This window comes from Albimonas marina, from assembly GCF_029223255.1.
Lineage (GTDB): Bacteria > Pseudomonadota > Alphaproteobacteria > Rhodobacterales > Rhodobacteraceae > Albimonas.
Map to the genome: position 1 here is coordinate 433,787 of NZ_JARHUC010000004.1, position 17,878 is coordinate 451,664.

The following is a 17,878-nucleotide window of genomic DNA, read 5'->3' on the forward strand; positions in this document are numbered from 1 at the left end:
CCATGGCCATCGACTACGACAAGCTGATGCAGCTCGACATTCCCGCGGTCGAGCAGACCTATACCGAGCGCGACTCGATGCTCTACGCGCTGGGGCTCGGCCTGGGGTCGGACCCGATGGACCTCGAGGAGCTGGGCTTCGTCTACGAGGACGGGCTGGCGGCGCTGCCGACGATGGCGAACGTGCTGGGCTCGAAAGGGTCCTGGGTGCGGGACGAGGATACGGGCGTCGACTACCTCAAGGTCGTGCACGGGGAGCAGTCGCTGAGCCTGCATGCGCCGCTGCCGGTCGCCGCGACCGTGGTGGGCAAGACGCGCGTGGCCGAGATCGTCGACAAGGGCGAGGGCCGCGGCGCCCTGCTGGTGGGCGAGCGCGAGATCACCGACAAGGCCACCGGCACGCTGCTGGCCACCGTGCGCCAGACCATCTTCGCGCGCGCCGACGGCGGCTTCGGCGGGCCGAGCGAGGCCTCGCGCAAGCCCGCGAAGATGCCCGAGCGGGCGCCGGACCTGACCATCGTGCGCGACACCCGCCCCGAGCAGGCGCTGATCTACCGCCTGTCGGGCGACTACAACCCGCTGCACGCCGACCCGCGGGTGGCCGAGAAGGCGGGCTTCCCGCGGCCGATCCTGCACGGGCTGTGCACCTTCGGGATCGGCGGCTACGCGGTGCTGAAGGGCGCCTGCGGGCTCGACCCGGCGAAGCTGAAGCGGCTGGACGCGCGCTTCACCTCGCCCGTTTTCCCGGGCGAGACGCTGGAGACCGACATCTGGCTGGAGGGCGCCGAGGCGTTCTTCCGCGTGCGCGTGCCGGCGCGGGAGAAGGTGGCGCTCGACAACGGCTACGCCGTGATCGGCTGAGCGGGTCCGCGCGCGGGGGCGAGGTCCCCTGCGCGCGGCCCGAAAAACCAAGAACGACAAGGAGGGAACGCATGTCCCAGGAGATCCGGCCCGAGGCCGACTTCCAGGCGCACCTCGCCGAGGGGCGCTTCATGATCCTGCGCGCGAAGGGCTCCGGCCGCTGCTTCTGGCCGCCCCGGGTGGCCGAGCCGCGCACCGGCGACACCGATCTGGAGTGGGTCGAGGCGAGCGGCGACGGCGTGGTCTACTCGACCACCGTGATGCGCCCGCGCCCGCCGGCGGCGGCCTACAACGTGGCGCTGATCGACCTCGCCGAAGGCGCGCGGATGATGTCGCGGGTCGAGGGGCCGGCGCCCGAGGACGTCGCCATCGGCATGAAGGTGAAGGCGCGGATCGCGCAAGGCGAGGACGGCCCGCTGGTCGTCTTCGATCCCGCGTGAAGGAGGGCGACATGACCGGATTTCCCCGCGGACGCACCGCCATCGTCTCGGCCGTCACCCATGGCATGGGCGAATGCCCGGGCTTCCACGAGACCGACCTCGCCGCCGCGGCGGCGGTGAAGGCGCTGAAGAAGGTCGGGCTGACGCCGGCCGAGGTCGACGGGCTGTGGATCGCCCAGCCGACCGACATGCTGGCGGGGCTGAGCTTCGCGCAATACCTTGGAATCCATCCGAAAATCACGGGAAACAACCGGGTCGGCGGGTCCTCGTTCCTCACCCACATGCACGAGGCGGCGCTGGCGCTGGACGCGGGGCTGATCGACGTGGCGCTGATCGCCTACGGGTCGAACCAGCGCAGCTCGACCGGCAAGCTGGTCTCGACCGCGCGGCCCGATCCCTGGGACGGGCCCTACAAGCCGGTGCTGCCGGTCGCGGCCTACGCCTTCGCCGCCGCCCGGCACATGCACCAGTACGGCACCACGCCCGAGCAGCTGGCCGAGGTCGCGGTAGCGGCGCGGGGGTGGGCGAAGCTGAACCCGGATGCGTTCATGCGGGGCGACCTGACGGTGGACGACGTGCTGTCGGCGCGGCGGGTGGCCGATCCGCTGGGTGTGCGCGACTGCTGCCTGGTGACCGACGGGGCGGCGGCGATCGTGATGACCCGCGCCGACCGGGCGAAGGACCTGACCAAGACCCCGGCCCACGTGCTGGGGATCGCGGCGGCGACCACGCACATGCAGGTGAGCTCGATGGCGGACCTGACGGTCTCGGCCGCCGCCGAGTCCGGGCCGCGGGCGATGGCGCAGGCCGGCGTGAAGCCCGCCGACTTCGACGTGGTGGAGCTCTACGACGCCTTCTCGATCAACACCTTGCTGTTCCTCGAGGATCTCGGCTTCTGCAAGAAGGGCGAGGGCGGGGACTTCGTCTCGGGCGGCCGGATCGCGCCGGGGGGCGAGCTGCCGGTGAACACCAACGGCGGCGGGCTGAGCTGCGTGCATCCCGGCATGTACGGCCTGTTCACCGTGGTCGAGGCGGTGGAGCAGCTGATGGGCGCGGCCGGCGAGCGGCAGGTGGAGGGCGCGAAGCTGGCCCTGAGCCACGCCAACGGCGGCTTCCTGTCGAGCCAGGTGACCGCCGTCCTGGGCGCGCCCGAGACGGTCTGAGGCCGCGCTCCGGGCCCCCGGAGCGCGTGCACCATTCGTGCAGACGGATGTGCAGACGTCCGTCCCGAATTGAGACAAGCGCCCCGGCGGGACCCCTCCCGCCGGGGCGCGGCCGTCTCAGGTGTCGATCGAGGGGGCGAGCTGGGCGTTCACGATGCCGCCGTCCACGGTCAGGGTGTTCCCCACGATGTAGTCGCCCGAGCGGGCGGCGAGGTAGAGCGCGGCCGCGCCGATGTCCTCCTCGTTCCCGATCCGCTTCGAGGGGATGCGGCGGGAGACGACGTCGGCATGGTCGCGGGCGGCGGTGTTCATGTCGGACGCGAAGGCGCCGGGGGCGATGGCGGTGACGTTGATCTGGTCCTCGATCAGCTTCGCCGCGACCCGGCGGGTGAGGTAGATCAGCCCCGCCTTCGAGGCGTGGTAGGCGTAGGTGTCCCACGGGTTCAGGCGCTGGCCGTCGATGGAGGCGATGTTGATGACCTTCGAGGGGCGCGAGGGCCCCGCGTTGACCTTCAGCATCCCGTGCAGCTTCTGCATCAGGAAGAAGGGCGCCTTGAGGTTCACGTCCATCGACTTGTCCCAGCCCTTCTCGGAGTAGTCCTCGAACGGCTCCCCCCAGGCTACGCCGGCGTTGTTGACGAGGATGTCGAGGGCGGGCTCGCGCTCCTTGAGCTCTGCCACCAGGCGGTCGATCCCCTCGATCGTGGAGACGTCGCCGGGCAGCGCGTGGCAGGTCGGGCCCAGCGCCTCGGCCGTCTCGAGGCAGGCGGGCGCCTTGCGGGAGGTGACGTAGACCTTCGCCCCGGCCGCGACGTAGGTCGCGGCGATGATCCGGCCGAGCCCGCGCGAGCCGCCGGTGACGAGGGCGACGCGGCCTTCGAGCGAGAAGAGCGTGGCGAGATCCATGGCGTTCCTCCTGGCCGGTCGTGCGCGCCGGCGGTTCGTGTTCCCTGTCGACCGGCCGGTCGGGGCCGGGGGTCGGCTCCGGTTGTAGAGCGGACGGGAGCAGGGGGACAGGGGGGAGGGGGACAGGGGGGGAGGGGACCGGCCGAGCGCTTCGCCCGCCTGCGGGGTCGCCGGGCGCTCTGCCGGCCGCTGCGCGGACGGGACGCCCGCCCGCCGACCCCGGCGCGGCAGGGCGGCGGGGCGCGGCCGCAAGGGGCGCGCGGCCCTGCGGGGGAGCGGAGCCTCGCGGGGCGGCGACGCGGCGCCCTCCCGGGACCCGCGTGCGGAGTTGGGGCCGGGCGGAGGCGCGCCGGGATGGGCGCAGGTCGCCGAGGGCTCCAGCCGGAACCAGCGCCCGGCCGGGGCCGCCGCCGCCCCGGTTCAGGCGGCGGCGGTCCGCAGGGCCTGCCAGACCCGGTCGGGGGTGACGGGCATGTCCAGCGCCTCGACCCCGCGGGGGGCGAGGGCGTCCATCACCGCGTTCATCACCGTGGGCAGGGCGCCGATGGTGCCGGCCTCGCCCACGCCCTTCGCGCCCAGCTCGTTGGTGGGGGACGGGATCTCGAGATTGTCGAGCGCGGCGGCGGCGGGCAGCAGGTCGGCCCGCGGCATGTAGTAGTCCATGAAGGTCGCGGTCAGGAACTGGCCCTCGGCGTCGTAGACGCAGCGCTCGCCGAAGACCTGGCCCAGGCCCTGCATCAGCCCGCCCCAGACCTGCCCCGCCACCAGCGTGCCGTTCACCACCACCCCGCAGTCGTCGAGGGCGGCGTAGCGCTCGAGCGTTACGACCCCGGTCTCGGGGTCGATCTCCACCTCGGCCACGTGCAGGCCGGAGGGGAAGTTGCGGGGGCTGGGAAGCTCCACCGTGGTGTCAAGCGCGCCGGGGTGGGCGGCCGCGATCTCCATCAGCCCCAGCGTGCGGTTGGAGGCGCGGGAGCGGAACTCGCCGTCGGCGTAGTCGAGGTCGTCGGGCGCCACGTCCATCTCCTGCGCCGCGAGGTCCTTCGCCTTGGCGACGACCTGGCGGGCGCATTCCACCAGCACCGAGCCCTGGGACATCAGCGTGCGCGAGCCGAAGGCGCCGGCGCCCTTCTTCGCGGGCCCGCCGTTGCGCTGGAGGCTGAGGCTGATCCGCTCGGGATCGATCTCGAGCCGCGAGGCGACGAGTTCCGGGAACACCGTCTCATGCCCCTGGCCGGAGGCGACGGCGAGCTCATGGAGCAGGATCGCGCCGTCGGCCTCGAAGGTGATCGCGGCCTCGTCGGAGGGGAGCACCCCGCCCGAGGGCTCGACGAAGAGCGCGCAGCCGATGCCGCGCAGGCGGCCCTGCGCCTCGGAGGCGGCGCGGCGGGCGGCGAAGCCGTCCCAGTCCGCGAGGCCGAGGCCGCGGTCGAGCATCTGGGGCAGGTCGCCGCTGTCGTAGGCGCTGGGCATCGGGGCGGTGGGAATCGGGTAGGGGTAGGCGTCGGCCGGGATCGCGTTCAGGCGGCGCAGCGCGATGCGGTCGAGGCCGGTCCTGCGGGCGGCCTCGTCCACCAGCCGCTCGACGATGTAGGCCATCTCGGGCCGGGCGGCGCCGCGGTAGGCGGCCATCGGGGTCTTGTTGGTGACGCAGAGGCGCACGCGCCCGTCGATGGCGGGGATGCGGTAGGCGCCGGTCGCCATCATCGCCGCGTTCATCACCGAGGTCAGGGGCCCGGCCGAGCAGGGATGCGAGCCGAGGTCCGCGATCCAGTCGTGGCTGAGCGCGAGGAAGCGGCCCTCGGCGTCGAGCGCGAGTTCGGCTTCCATCACGATGCCGCGGCCCATGTAGTCGCTGACCATCGTCTCGGAGCGGGTCGAGAGCCATTTGACCGGCCGCCCCAGGGTGCGGGAGGCGAGCGCGATGGCGATGTATTCGGGGTAGGCGTCGCCGCGCACGCCGAAGGCGCCGCCCACGTCCTCGGCGAAGACGCGCACCTTCTCGGGCGGCAGACCGGTGGCGAAGACCAGCCCGTCGCGCTGGCCCTGCATGCCCTGGCTGGGGGCGTGGAGCTCCAGCACGCCGTCCTCGGTCCAGGTGGCGACGGCGGCCTTGGGCTCCATCGGGTTGGCGACGACCCGCTCGGAGGTCAGCGCGATGCGCACGCGGTGGGGGGCGGTGGCGAAGGCCTCTGTCACCGCGTCAGGGTCGCCGAACCGGTATTCGAAGGGACGATTGCCGGGGATCGCGTCGTGGAGCTGCGGGGCGCCCTCGGCCAGCGCCGCGGCGGGGTCGACGACGGCGTCGAGGGGCTCGATCTCCACCTCGGCGAGCTCCAGCGCGTCGCGGGCCTGGGTCTCGGTGTCGGCGATCACCACGGCCAGCGGCTCGCCGACGTGGCGCACGCGCTCGTAGGCGAAGACGGCGGATTCGGGGGCGAGCATCGGGCCGTCGTAGCCGGGGAAGGGCATCGCGGCGGCGGTGCGCCGCCAGCCGGCGGCGAGGACGTCGTCCTGGGTGAGCACCAGGCGCACGCCGTCGGCCTCGCGCACCGCGTCGAGGTTCAGCGAGGCGATGCGCCCGTGGGCGTGGTCCGAGCGCAGGAAGACCGCGCGCAGCTGGCCGGGGAAGGAGACGTCGTCGGTGTACCGCCCGCGGCCGGTGGTCAGCCGCGGATCCTCGCGTCGGCCCTGGTAGGTCATCCCGTTCCCTCTTCGCTGCCAGCCAAGTCCGGACATATGAACCGGAACCGGCGCGGGAGGGAAGGGGCCGCGAGGGCGCCCCCCGGGGGGCGCTTCTCAGCCGGCCAGTCGCGCCTCCACCGCCTCGCGGCGGGGGAGGGGGGCGACGGCGCCCCAGCCCTCGACCGAGAGGGAGGCGGCGGCGGAGGCGAAGCGGGCCGAGGCCTCGGCGTCGCCGGTCTCGAGCCAGCGGGCGAGGAAGGCGCCGTCGAAGCAGTCGCCGGCGCCGGTGGCGTCGACGGCCTGCGCCTTGCGGGCGGGGATCGAGACGCGGGCGTCGGGGGTGGCGACCATCACGCCCTCGGCGCCGAGCGTCAGGGCGACGACCTTGGCGCCGAGGGCGAGGTAGAACTCGCAGACCGCCTCGGGCGTGTCCTTGCCGGTGAGCTGCTTCGCGTCGTCGAAGCCGGGCAGGGCGATGTCGACCTTCGCCATGGCGGCGTGGATGACCTCGCGGGCGCGCTCCAGCGGCCACAGGCGAAGGCGCAGGTTGGGGTCGTAGGAGACGGGGACGCCGGCGGCGCGGGCGGCCTCGATGGCGGCGAAGCCGGCCTCGGCCGCGGTGTCGGAGATCGCCTGGGTGATGCCCGACAGGTGCAGGCAGCGGGCGGAGCGGATGGCGTCGAGCGGCAGGTCCGCGGGCGTCATCCGGGCGGCGGCGGAGCCGGCGCGGCGGTATTCGAATTCATGCCCCTCGGGGCCGTGGCGGACGAAGTAGAGGCCGGTGGGGGCCTTGTCGTCCCGGGCGACGGCGGAGGCGTCGACGCCCTCGCGGGCCCACAGCGCCGTGAGGGCGTCGCCGAAACTGTCGGCGCCCAGCCGGGTGGCGACGCCGGAGCGGGCGCCCAGCCGCGCCGCCGCGATCGCGACGTTGGAGACGTCGCCCCCGAAACCCTCCAGCCAGCGGCCGGGCTCGGTCTCGTTGAACTCGACGAGGGGTTCGCCGAGGCAGAGCAGGTCCAGTCCCATCAGGCGGCCTCGCGGGCCGCGCGCACGGCGGCGACGAGCTGGGCGGCGACGATTCCGACCTCGGAAGCCGGGCGGCCGGGCTTGTAGAGGGCCGAGCCGATGCCCGCGCCGTCGGCGCCGGCCTCCATGAACTCGGCGAGGTTGGCGACGCCCACGCCCCCGGTCACCACGATGCGGGCCGAGGCGGGCAGGACGGCGCGGATCGCCTTGATGAACTTCGGCGCGATGGCGTCGCCCGGGAAGATCTTGAGGCAGTCGGCGCCGGCGTCCAGCGCCGCGAAGGCCTCCGAGGGCGTGAATACGCCGGGGCAGGAGACGAGGCCGAGGCGCTTGGTGGCGCGCACGACCTCGGCGTTGAAGTTGGGGGAGACGATGATGCGCCCGCCCGCATCCGCCGTGCGCTGCACCTGCTCGGGCGTCAGGACGGTGCCGGCGCCGATCAGGCAGGTCTCGCCATGGGCGTCGGCGAGCTGGCGGATGGTGTCGTAGGGCTCGGGCGAGTTCAGCGGCGCCTCGAGGATCGAGAAGCCGGCGTCGACCAGCGCCTTGCCGACGGGCAGCGCCTCGGGCGGGGCGATGCCGCGCAGGATGGCGATCAGCGGCAGGCGGTCGAGGGCGGCGTCGAGGGGGATCATCAGGCGTCTCCGGTCAGGCGGGCCGCGCGGGCGACGGCGTGGAGGCCGGCGGCGGCGATGTCGGGGGGGAGGATGCGCGAGGGCAGGCCGAAGGCCGTCAGCGCGGCCGCGTAGCGTGCGGCGAGCGCCTCATTGGCGATCAGGCCGACGGGGGCCTCGGGCGAGGCGTCCCTGGGGGCGTTGGCGGCGATCTCGGCGCCGATCAGCAGGCCGGAGAGGAACGGGCCGGTGCGGCCGGGGGGCAGTTCCGAGAACAGGGCGCGGGCGCGGATCGAGAAGAAGGCGCCCAGCAGGTCGCCTGGGGTCTCCAGCGCGCGGGCGGCGGCGAGGCCTTCGGCGAAGCCGGCGGCGTCCTCGGCCGCGTCGGCGGGGGGCGCGAGCGTGTCGGCGAGGATCGTGTGGCGCGAGAGGGCGGCGTAGAGCTCTCCGGTCATCGAGGTGCGGAAGCCGGCGATGCGGCCCGCGCGCAGCTCGACCCACTTGGAGTGGGTGCCGGGCAGGGCGAGCGTGCCCTCGACCGCGCCGGCGCCGACGATCTGGGTCTCCTCCCCGCGCATCACGTCGGGGCCGGAGGGGCCGCGGGTGGAGACGCCGGGGACGATCCAGGCGGGGCGGCCGGTCAGGTCGGAGACGTCGGTCAGCGCGGCGGCGAGGTTGGCGAGGCCGACGCCCTGCGGGCCGGTCTCGGCATAGGGCGCCTCGCGCCAGCCGGAGCGGGCGCCGACCATGCCGGACATCAGGACCGGCAGCGCCTCGGGCCAGGTCTGGATCGCCTCGGCGAAGGCCGCCGGAAACCCGCCCTCGGGCAGGGCGCGGATGCCGTGGGCGCTTTCGCGGCGGTCGAGCACCGCGCCGGCGGCGTCGAGCAGGCAGGCGCGCAGCGAGGAGGTGCCCCAGTCGAGGGCGATCAGGGTCGCGGGGGCTTGGGCGTCGGGCATCGGGGTCTCGGGTCGGTCTGGGCGCGCCCCGGGCTTGACCCGGGGCCTCGCGGAACGGGGCGGCCTGGCCCCCGGTGTGGGGCGGGGGCCAGGCGAGGGCGACCTCGGAGTCGAGGCGGGGCCGCCCGTCCGGGGAGGCGCGCGCGGGCGGCGCGCGGCCTCAGTGGTTGTCGCGCGGCAGGCCCTTGGAGGCGATGCGCTGGTACTTGACCGCCGGCTTCAGGACCATGCCGTTCCCGAGCTGGTCGACGCAGCCGCGCTGGATCTCCTGCCAGGGCGTCTGGTGGTCGGGGTAGGCGTAGCCGCCCGCCGCCTCCAGCTCCGCCTTGCGCATCGCCCAGTCGGGCTCCGAGACCAGCGCGTCGACCGAGCCGGTCTTGAGGTCCACGCGCACCTTGTCGCCCGTGCGCAGCAGCGCCAGCGGGCCGTTCGCGGCGGCCTCGGGCGAGGCGTTGAGGATCGAGGGGGAGCCCGACGTGCCCGACTGGCGGCCGTCGCCGATGCAGGGAAGCTCCCGGATGCCCTGCTTGAGCAGGTAGTCGGGGGCGCGCATGTTCACGACCTCGGCCGCGCCGGGGTAGCCGATGGGGCCGGCACCGCGCATGAACAGGATGCAGTTCGCGTCGATCTCCAGCGACGGATCGTCGATGCGGTGGTGGTAGTCCTCAGGCCCGTCGAAGACGATGGCGCGGCCGACGAAGGCCTCGGGGTCCTCGGGGTTCGAGAGGTAGCGGGCGCGGAAGTCCGGCGAGATCGTCGAGGTCTTCATGATCGCGCTGTCGAAGAGGTTGCCGCGCATCACCCGGAAGCCGGCGGCCTTCTGGATCGGGTTGTCGAAGCCGCGGATCACGTCCGCATCCTCCGGCGCCCGGCCGCGGCAGTTCTCGCCCATGGTCTTGCCGGTGCAGGTGAGGGCGGATTCGCGGATCAGGCCCTTCTCGATCATCGAACCGATCACGGCGGGGACGCCGCCGGCGCGATGGAAATCCTCGGCCAGGTATTCGCCGGCGGGCTGGAGGTTCACCAGCAGGGGGATGTCGCGGCCGATGCGCTCCCATTCCTGCAGGTCCAGCTCGACGCCCGCGTGCTTTGCGATGGCGGCGATGTGGATGGGGGCGTTGGTGGAGCCGCCGATGGCGCTGCTCACCGCGATGGCGTTCTCGAACGCCTCGCGGGTGAGGATGTCGGAGGGCTTGAGGTCCTCGTGCACCATGTCGACGATGCGCTTGCCGGTCTCGTAGGCGATCTGGGCGCGCTCGCGGTGGGGGGCGGGGATCGCGGCGCAGCCGGTGAGGGACATGCCGAGCGCCTCGGCGAGCGAGTTCATCGTGGTCGCGGTGCCCATGGTGTTGCACCAGCCGGGGGAGGGGGCGGAGGCGGCGGCCATCTCCATGAAGCCCTCGTAGTCGATCTCGCCCTTGGCCAGCATCTCGCGCGCCAGCCAGATGATCGAGCCGGAGCCCGCCCGCTTGCCCTTGTGCCAGCCGTTCAGCATCGGCCCGCCGGACAGCGCGATGGCCGGGATGTCCACGGTGGCCGCGGCCATCAGCATGGCCGGGGTGGTCTTGTCGCAGCCGATGGTCAGGACCACGCCGTCGAGCGGGTAGCCGTAGAGGACTTCCACAAGGCCCAGGTAGGCGAGGTTGCGGTCCAGCGAGGCGGTGGGCCGCTTGCCCGTCTCCTGGATCGGGTGGACGGGGAATTCGAAGCAGATGCCCCCGGCCTCGCGGATGCCCTCGCGCACGCGCTTGGCATGCTCCATCAGCGGGCGGTTGCAGGGGCTGAGGTCCGAGCCCGACTGGGCGATGCCGATGATCGGCTTGCCGGACTGCAGCTCCTCCCGCGTCAGGCCGTAGTTCAGGTAGCGCTCGAGGTAGAGCGCGGTCATGCCCGGGTCGTCGGGATTGTCGAACCAGGCGCGGGAGCGGAGCTTCTTGGGCGCTTCGGTCATGGGTCTGGTCCTCAGTTCGTCGATCCGCGGAGAATGGCGTCGGGACGGTCCTCGAGACCAGCCCGAAGGACGACGCCGTGGCCCGGCGCGTCGGAAACGTCGATCATGCCCTGCACCGGGGTGGGGACCGCCTCGGCGATCTCGAGGTGCCAGCCGGTGTAGAAGGCGCGCACCGACTCCTGGATCAGGGTGTTGGGCGCGTGCAGGGACAGGTGGCACGACGCGGCGTAGACCACCGGGCCGGTGCAGTCGTGGGGGGCGATGGGGACGCCGTAGGCCTCGGCCATGCCGGCGATCTTGCGCGCCGAGGAGACGCCGCCGCACCAGCCGAGGTCGAGCATGGCGACGCCGGCCACGCCGGTCTCGAGATACTCGCGGAAGGCGTGGATCGAGGGCAGCGTCTCGGAGGCGCAGATCAGCGCGTCGGTGTGGCGGGCGTATTCCTTGAGGTCGGAGAGGTTCTCCAGCCGGAACGGGTCCTCGTGCCAGTAGGTGTCGAAGGGTTTCAGGGCGCGGGACAGGCGGCGGGCCATGGGCGGGGACCACAGGGAGTGGAACTCGACCATGACGTCCATGTCGTCGCCCACCGCCGAGCGGATCTTCTCGAAGGGCTCCAGCGCGGTCTTCAGCTCGGAGGGCGTGATGTCCCAGCCGTTGGAGCGTTCGGCGGCCGGGTCGAAGGGCCAGATCTTCATGGCCGTGATGCCCTGCTCCTTGAGGGAGAGGGCGAGCTCGTCGGCGCGGTGGAGGAAGGCGTCGAGGTCCTCGTAGGGGCCCTCGGCGGCTTCCGTGTTCCAGTTGGCGACCTTCTGGCCCTCGGCGGATCGCACATAACGGTAGCCGGCGCAGGTGTTGTAGGTGCGGATCGAGGGGCGGGCGCGGCCGCCCAGCATCTCGACCAGCGGGACGCCGTGGACCTTGGATTTCAGGTCCCACAGGGCGATGTCGATGGCGGACATCGCGCGCGTCTCGACCCCCGCCCCGCGCCAGCCGATGTAGTCGCGCAGCTCGGTCATCCGGGCGGGGATGGCCAGCGGGTCGCGCCCCAGCAGCAGGGGCGCGCACCAGTCGTGGACATAGGCCTCGACGGCGGAGGCGCCGAAGAAGCTCTCGCCCAGGCCCACCGTGCCGTCGTCGGCGGTGACCTTCACCCAGCAGAGGTTCGCGAACTCCTTCAGGCGGAGCGTCTCGACCCTGGCGATCTTCAGTTGCGAGACCATGGGACCCTCAGCGCCCGGTGATGCCGGGGAAGGCGATCAGGACGGCCACCGCCAGCATCTGCATGCCGATGAAGGGCAGCAGCGACTTGAAGATGGTGCCCAGCGAGATGTCGGGCGGCGCCACGGACTTGAGGTAGAAGGCGGCGGGTCCGAAGGGCGGGCTGAGGAAGCTGACCTGCATGTTCATGCAGAACAGCACGCCGAACCAGACCGGGTCGTAGCCCAGCTTGGTGATGATCGGCACGAAGATCGGCATGGTCAGCAGCGCGATGCCGGTCCAGTCCAGGAACATGCCCAGCACGAACAGGATCAGCATCATGAACAGCAGGATGTAGAGCCGGTTGTCGGAGATGCCGGTGATCAGCTCGGTCACGAACTTGATCCCGCCCATCAGGTTGAACACCCCGACCAGCGCCGAGGCGCCGATGCCGATCCACACGATCATGCCCACCGTGCGCAGGGTCTGCATCGCCGCGCCCTTGAGCAGCTCGAAGGTGAACTCGCGCCGGATCACGGTCGACAGCAGCACGCCCATCACGCCCACGGCCGAGGCCTCGGTCACCGAGGCGACGCCGCCGTAGATCGAGCCGAGCACGCAGGCCACCACCAGGATCGGCAGGATCAGGCCCTTGAGAAGGCGCAGCTTCTCGGCCCGGGGCATCTCGTTCTCTTCGAGGATCGGGGCGACGGCGGGGTTCAGGTAGGCCCGGATCAGGACGTAGATCACGTAGAACCCGGCCAGCATCAGCCCCGGCAGGAAGGACGAGGTGAACAGGTCGCCGATCGAGACGTTGGCGGTCAGGCCGTAGAGGATGAGCACGATCGAGGGGGGCACCATCGTGCCCAGCGCGCCGCCGGCGCACACGACGCCGATGGCGAGGTGCTTGTCGTAGCCCAGGCGCAGCATCTGGGGCAGGGCCAGCAGGCCCAGCAGCACGATCTCGCCGCCGATGATGCCCGACATGGCGGCGAGGATCACCGCGACCACCAGGGTCTGGATCGCCACGCCGCCGCGCAGGCGGCCCCCGACCAGCTTCATCGCGTCGAAGAGGTCGCGCGCGATGCCGGAGCGGTCGAGGATCGCGGCCATCAGCACGAACATCGGCACCGAGACGAAGACGAAGCTGCCGACGAAGGAATAGACGCGGGACGTGATCAGCGGCACCGCCATGGGACCGAACCAGCCCAGCGCGAAGACCAGCGCGACGAGCAGGGTGACGAAGGCCAGCGGGATGCCGGTGAGCAGCAGCACCATCATCATCCCGAACATCAGGAGGGTGCCGCCCTCGACCCCGAGGGCCTGGAAGGAGCCGAAGAAATCCATCACGCGCGCCCCTTGGTGCCGATCGTGCGGGTCCCGCGCAGGTAGCCCCACGCCAGGATCAGGAACTGGATCGCCATCACGCCCATCACCAGCATCAGGAAGATCTTGATCAGCGCCGGGTAGACCGGATCCCAGGCGGAGCCCGAGCGCTCGAGCCGCACGGACCCGTCGGGCGCGAAGGCGGCGCGGGAGACCATCACCCAGGACGCCCAGCAGAACATCGCCGAGGCCAGCGCGCAGATGGCCGAGATCACCACGTTCAGCCCCCGGCGCACGCGCGCGGGCAGGGCGTCGTAGATCAGCACCACGCGGATGTGCCGGTCGTGGGAGGCGCAGTAGAGCCCGCCGTAGACGAAGGCCGCGCCGCACAGGAACACCGTCGTCTCATGCGCCCAGATGGTGGGCGAGTTGAAGACGTAGCGCAGGAACACCTCCTGGATCAGCACCAGCATCGAGACCACGATGCCGGCGGCGAAGAGGAGGCCGCCGCGGTCGATCCAGCGCCCGAGCCGTCCGGCCTCGGGGATCGGGCCGCCTTCCTCGTCCAGCGGGGATTCGGGCGGGGGGGTGTCGGACATGAGATCAGGCTCCGCGTCGCGGCCGCGTCCGCGTTCCGGCGCGGGGAGCGGGGCCGCAGGGGACCGGCGCGGAGCGGGTCCGCGCATGGGGAAACGGGGGGCGAGCCGGGGCTCGGAAACGGAAGGCGGGGGCCGAGGCCCCCGCGATCCGGCCTCAGTTCATGAGGCCCTTGTCCTTCAGGTACGCCACCAGCGTGTCGTAGACCTTGCGGGCGTTCTCGGAGCGCTCGGCGACCTTCTCCCACTCGCCCATGGCGATGGCGCGGAACTTGGCGCGCTCCTCCGCGGACCAGTCGTGGACGGTGATCACGCCGCCGGCCTTCGCGGCCTCGACCGCCTCCTGGTCCTTCTGCTTGACCGTGGCGGTCTGGACCTGGCCGAACTCCTTCACCGACTCCTCGAGCGCGGTCTGGATCTCGGGGGGCAGCTCGTCCCACTTGGCCTTGCTCATCGAGATCTCGATCAGCGGCAGGGAGTGGAAGCCGGGGTAGACCGGGTGGTGGGCCACGTCATGCAGGCCCTGGGCCTGGTTGGTCGAGAAGACGTTGTAGTCGGCCGCCTCGATCACGCCCTTGTCGAGCGAGGTGAACACCTCCGAGCCCGGCAGGTTCACCGGGGCCGCGCCGGCCGCGGCGAAGACGTTCTGCACCAGGCCCTCGGGGGCGCGCAGCTTCAGGCCCTTGAGGTCGTCGACGCCCTCGAGCGGGACCTTGGAGACGAAGGCCTCGAGGCCCGGCGAGGTCGGGCCGATGAACTGGAGGCCGTAGGGCGCCTCGAGCTCGCGCATCAGCTCCATGCCGCCGCCTTCGTAGATGAAGTCGAACATCTCCTGCGGGTCGGAGTAGGCGCCCACGGGGTTGGCGATCAGGCCGAAGGCCGGATCCTTGCCCGCGAAGTAGCTGACGTCGGTGATGTGGCCGTCGAGGATGCCGGCCGCGATGGCGTCCTGCGTCTCGTTGTGGGCCACGAGGGACTCGACGGGCAGCAGCTCGATCGAGACGGCGCCGCCGGTCTTCTCGGCGACCATCTCGGTCCACTTCTTCTGCATCTCGAAGTTCGGGTTGCCGGCGGGGTCGCTCGACTGGAACCGGAACGAATACTCCTGGGCCGAGGCGGCCCCGGCGATGAGCGCGAGGGTGCTCGCCGCGAGCGCGGCCTTCATCCACATCATCTTGATGTCCTCCCTAGGAATTCGCGTCGCCGGGCCCGCGGGCTCGGCGTTCCCGACGTGGGAATCACGCATGGTCAACCTTGTGACAGCGCTGTCATGACGCTATGATAGCGCTGTCATGCTTGTCAATGGCCCCCGATCGCCGCCGCGGCGTCGGGCTCCGTCGACAATGGCGGGGCGATGGGCAGGATGTTTCGGCCCGCGTCGCCGGCGCCCGGGGAGGCGGTTTCGCCTCCGCGGCGCGGCGGGCGCGCGGGCGAAGGGGGGAGGGACCGCGGATGCACGCGCCGGCACGCAGGAGAGGGGCATGAGCCAGCGACGCTCGGGCCGCCCGACGCTCGCCGACGTGGCGGCGCTGGCGGGCGTGGGGGCGATCACCGTCTCGCGCGCGCTGCGCCGGCCCGACCAGGTCTCCCCCGCCACGCGCGAGCGGATCGAGCGGGCGGTGGCGGAGCTGAACTACATCCCCGACCCGCAGGCGCGGATCCTGGCCTCGGGGCGCTCGGACGTGATCGGGGTGATCCTGCCGAGCCTGACCAACAACGTCTACGCGGACGTCCTGCAGGGCATCTACGACGGGGTGGCGGGGACCGGCTTCCAGATCCAGATCGGCAACACCCGCTACGACCCGGAGGAGGAGGCGCGCCTTGTGCCGCTGTTCGCCTCCCAGCGGCCGGCGGCGATGCTGCTGACGGGGATCGACCAGACGCCCCCCACCCGCGCGCTGCTGGAGGCGGCGGGCTTTCCCGTGGTGCAGATCATGGAGAAGGGGGACGACCCCATCGACATGATCATCGGCTTCTCGCATTTCGACGCGGCGCAGGAGGCGGTGCGCCACCTGCTGTCGAAGGGCTACCGGCGCATCGGGGTGCTGGGCGCGCGCATGGACCCCCGCCTGATGCGACGGCGGGAGGGCTGGCGCGCGGCGCTGGCCGAGGCGGGGCTGCCGTTCCTCGAGGCGATCTCGCCCGAGCCGTCCTCGGCCACCATGGGGCGCAGGCTGGCGGCGGAGCTGATGGACGTGCATCCCGACCTCGACGCCCTGTTCTGCGCCAACGACGACCTGGCGCTGGGCGCGCTGTTCGAATGCCAGGCGCGGGGGATCGTTCCGCCGCGGGACTTCGGGATCGTGGGGTTCAACGACCTGGAGATGATGGCGGCCGCCGTGCCCTCGATCACCTCGGTGCAGACGCGGCGCTACCGGATGGGGCGGCTCGCGATCGAGATGCTGGTGGAGCGGATCGGCGGCGGGCGTCCGGCCGAGAGCAACGTCGACCTCGGCTTCGAGCTGATCGAGCGCGAGAGCACGCGGCGCGACTGAGGGCGCCCGCCCTCAGCCCCTGCGCTCGATCATCGCCAGGAAATCCTCGGCGAAGCGGTCGAGGGGGGCGGGGCCGCGGTCGAGCTTGGCGCGCAGCACCGCGCCCTCCCACCCGATCCAGAAGAACGAGGCGAGGCGGGCGCAGTCGGCGTCGGGGGCGATCTGGCCGGCGTCACGCGCGGCCTCGAGCAGGCGGGCGGTGCGCGCCTCCCAGTCGGCGAGCACGGCGCGCAGCGCATCGCGGAACGGCTCGGGCAGGGTCCCGACCTCCTGGCCGAGGTTGCCGATCAGGCAGCCGCGGCGCCACGCATGGCGTTCCATGCCGGCGCGGGCGTCGTCCACGAAGGCGCGCAGGCGGTCGAGGGGGGCGCGGCGCTCGTCGAGGAACCAGCGGTCGAGCTTGGCGGCGAAATAGGCGGCGTAGGAGTCGATCAGCGCCAGCCCGAACTCGGCCTTCGAGCCGAAGTAGTGGTAGAAGCTGCCCTTGGGCACGCCCACGGCAGAGAGCACCTCCTCGAGCCCCACCGCGCCGAAGCCTCGCTCGGTCAGCATCGCCACGCCCGTGCGCAGGAGCTTCGCGCGCGCCTCCTCCAGCCTGGCCTGGTCGCGCGGCGGGCGGCCGCGGCGGCGGGGCAGGGAGGGGGGCGGGGCGTCGTCGCTCATCCGAACAGCGCCTGGGCGGCGAGCATCGCCAGCGGCACGGCGAGCGCGGCGACGACGGTCTGGGTGGCCACGAGGCTCGCCATCAAGGGCGCGTCGCCGCCGAGCTGGCGGGCGAGGACGTAGGACGACGAGGCCGTGGGCAGGGCGTTGAACAGCACCGCCAGCATCGCCGGCGCGCCGTCGAGCCCGAAGGCGATGCAGCCCAGCGCCGTGAGCAGCGGCATCGCCCCGAACTTCGCCGCCATCGAGATCCCGGCGAGGCGCGGGGCGCGGCCGAGCGACTCGCGGTCGAGCGCGGCGCCCACGCACAAAAGGCCCAGCGGCAGCGCGGCCTGGCCCAGCGCCTTGAAGAAGCCCTCGATCCCCGGCGGCAGGCCCAGGTGGAAGGCGTGCAGCGCGATGCCCACCACGCAGGCGAGGATCAGCGGGTTGCGCGACAGCAGCTTGAGCGTGTGGAGGATCGAGGCGGAGCCGGCCGCCGACCCGTCCTCGGACGCGCCGCCGGGGACGTAGCGGGCGAAGACGGTGACGCACAGCACGTTGGCGATCGGCACGATCGTGGCGATGGCGATGGCCGAGAGCGCGGCGCCCTGCGGGCCGAAGAGGGCCAGCGCCGCGGTCACGCCCACGTAGTTGTTGAAGCGCACGCCCCCCTGGAAGACCGAGGTGAAGGCCGCCGGCGCGATCTCCAGCGGCCGCTGGACGGCGACGAGGCCCGCGCCGGTGACCAGCAGCGGCAGGCCGATGGCCGCGACCATGCCCGCGACCGGCACCTCGGAGAGGTCGGCGGTGGCGAGGCCGTGCACGATCAGCGCGGGCAGCAGGACGAAATAGGCGAGCTTCTCGGCCGGGGGCCAGAACGCCTCGGGCAGCAGCGCGGTGCGCCAGCGCAGGACGTGGCCGAGGGCGATCAGCAGGGCGGTGGGCGCGAGGGCCACGATCATCATGTAGATCATCGGGCCCCCTCCGAGGCGGGGTCGGCGGCGGCGAGGGGCGG

General features: G+C 72.4%; 16 protein-coding genes. 4 read left to right on the forward strand and 12 right to left on the reverse strand.

Going from position 1 to position 17,878, the window contains the following annotated elements; all coding sequences use genetic code 11:
• Window positions 1-2: 2 nt before the first annotated feature.
• The 3 genes from P2H44_RS13525 to P2H44_RS13535 all read left to right on the forward strand — a co-directional run bounded on the left by P2H44_RS13525 (window position 3) and on the right by P2H44_RS13535 (window position 2,463).
• Entirely contained in the window at window positions 3-860 is an 858-nt protein-coding gene (locus P2H44_RS13525) for a MaoC/PaaZ C-terminal domain-containing protein (RefSeq protein WP_275764230.1), read from the forward strand.
• Window positions 861-931: 71 nt separating this feature from the next.
• Entirely contained in the window at window positions 932-1,300 is a 369-nt protein-coding gene (locus tag P2H44_RS13530; protein ID WP_275764231.1) for a Zn-ribbon domain-containing OB-fold protein, read from the forward strand.
• 11 nt (window positions 1,301-1,311) lie between these two features.
• The gene (locus P2H44_RS13535) at window positions 1,312-2,463 is read left to right on the forward strand and encodes an acetyl-CoA acetyltransferase (protein ID WP_275764233.1); all 1,152 of its coding nucleotides are present in this window, start codon (window positions 1,312-1,314) and stop codon (window positions 2,461-2,463) included.
• A 117-nt stretch (window positions 2,464-2,580) separates the two neighbouring features.
• Here the strand turns inward: P2H44_RS13535 and P2H44_RS13540 are convergent, their stop codons facing one another.
• The 10 genes from P2H44_RS13540 to P2H44_RS13585 form a co-directional block, all read right to left on the reverse strand.
• The gene (locus P2H44_RS13540) at window positions 2,581-3,369 is read right to left on the reverse strand and encodes an SDR family oxidoreductase (protein ID WP_275764234.1); all 789 of its coding nucleotides are present in this window, start codon (window positions 3,367-3,369) and stop codon (window positions 2,581-2,583) included.
• A gap of 420 nt (window positions 3,370-3,789) precedes the next feature.
• A complete protein-coding gene (locus P2H44_RS13545; protein WP_275764235.1) occupies window positions 3,790-6,072 on the reverse strand; it encodes a xanthine dehydrogenase family protein molybdopterin-binding subunit in 2,283 nt (760 codons plus the stop codon).
• Window positions 6,073-6,168: 96 nt separating this feature from the next.
• Window positions 6,169-7,080, reverse strand: coding sequence for a sugar kinase (locus P2H44_RS13550; RefSeq protein WP_275764236.1), 912 nt, complete (start codon window positions 7,078-7,080; stop codon window positions 6,169-6,171).
• A complete protein-coding gene (locus tag P2H44_RS13555) occupies window positions 7,080-7,715 on the reverse strand; it encodes a 2-dehydro-3-deoxy-6-phosphogalactonate aldolase (protein ID WP_275764237.1) in 636 nt (211 codons plus the stop codon). Before P2H44_RS13555 ends, P2H44_RS13550 begins: the two co-directional genes overlap by 1 nt.
• Entirely contained in the window at window positions 7,715-8,653 is a 939-nt protein-coding gene (locus tag P2H44_RS13560) for a 2-dehydro-3-deoxygalactonokinase (RefSeq protein WP_275764238.1), read from the reverse strand. Before P2H44_RS13560 ends, P2H44_RS13555 begins: the two co-directional genes overlap by 1 nt.
• 160 nt (window positions 8,654-8,813) lie before the next feature.
• Complete coding sequence (locus tag P2H44_RS13565) at window positions 8,814-10,604, reverse strand: IlvD/Edd family dehydratase (protein WP_275764239.1); 1,791 nt, start codon at window positions 10,602-10,604, stop codon at window positions 8,814-8,816.
• An 11-nt stretch (window positions 10,605-10,615) separates the two neighbouring features.
• Window positions 10,616-11,824 carry a mandelate racemase/muconate lactonizing enzyme family protein gene (locus P2H44_RS13570; RefSeq protein WP_275764240.1) on the reverse strand — a complete coding sequence of 403 codons (1,209 nt, stop codon included), beginning with the start codon at window positions 11,822-11,824 and terminating at the stop codon, window positions 10,616-10,618.
• A 7-nt stretch (window positions 11,825-11,831) separates the two neighbouring features.
• Window positions 11,832-13,148 carry a TRAP transporter large permease gene (locus P2H44_RS13575; RefSeq protein WP_275764242.1) on the reverse strand — a complete coding sequence of 439 codons (1,317 nt, stop codon included), beginning with the start codon at window positions 13,146-13,148 and terminating at the stop codon, window positions 11,832-11,834.
• Window positions 13,148-13,726 carry a TRAP transporter small permease subunit gene (locus P2H44_RS13580; protein WP_275764243.1) on the reverse strand — a complete coding sequence of 193 codons (579 nt, stop codon included), beginning with the start codon at window positions 13,724-13,726 and terminating at the stop codon, window positions 13,148-13,150. The genes P2H44_RS13575 and P2H44_RS13580 overlap by 1 nt, the downstream gene beginning before the upstream one ends.
• Before the next feature lie 154 nt (window positions 13,727-13,880).
• Entirely contained in the window at window positions 13,881-14,894 is a 1,014-nt protein-coding gene (locus tag P2H44_RS13585; RefSeq protein ID WP_275764593.1) for a TRAP transporter substrate-binding protein, read from the reverse strand.
• Between the two features lie 310 nt (window positions 14,895-15,204).
• On the opposite strand from P2H44_RS13585, the gene gntR reads away from it, so the two are divergent.
• Window positions 15,205-16,218 carry an HTH-type transcriptional regulator GntR gene (gntR, locus tag P2H44_RS13590; protein ID WP_275764244.1) on the forward strand — a complete coding sequence of 338 codons (1,014 nt, stop codon included), beginning with the start codon at window positions 15,205-15,207 and terminating at the stop codon, window positions 16,216-16,218.
• Window positions 16,219-16,230: 12 nt separating this feature from the next.
• Here the strand turns inward: gntR and acuR are convergent, their stop codons facing one another.
• Entirely contained in the window at window positions 16,231-16,881 is a 651-nt protein-coding gene (gene acuR / locus P2H44_RS13595) for an acrylate utilization transcriptional regulator AcuR (RefSeq protein WP_275764245.1), read from the reverse strand.
• Complete coding sequence (locus P2H44_RS13600; protein WP_275764246.1) at window positions 16,878-17,837, reverse strand: AEC family transporter; 960 nt, start codon at window positions 17,835-17,837, stop codon at window positions 16,878-16,880. Before P2H44_RS13600 ends, acuR begins: the two co-directional genes overlap by 4 nt.
• Between the last annotated feature and the right edge of the window lie 41 nt (window positions 17,838-17,878).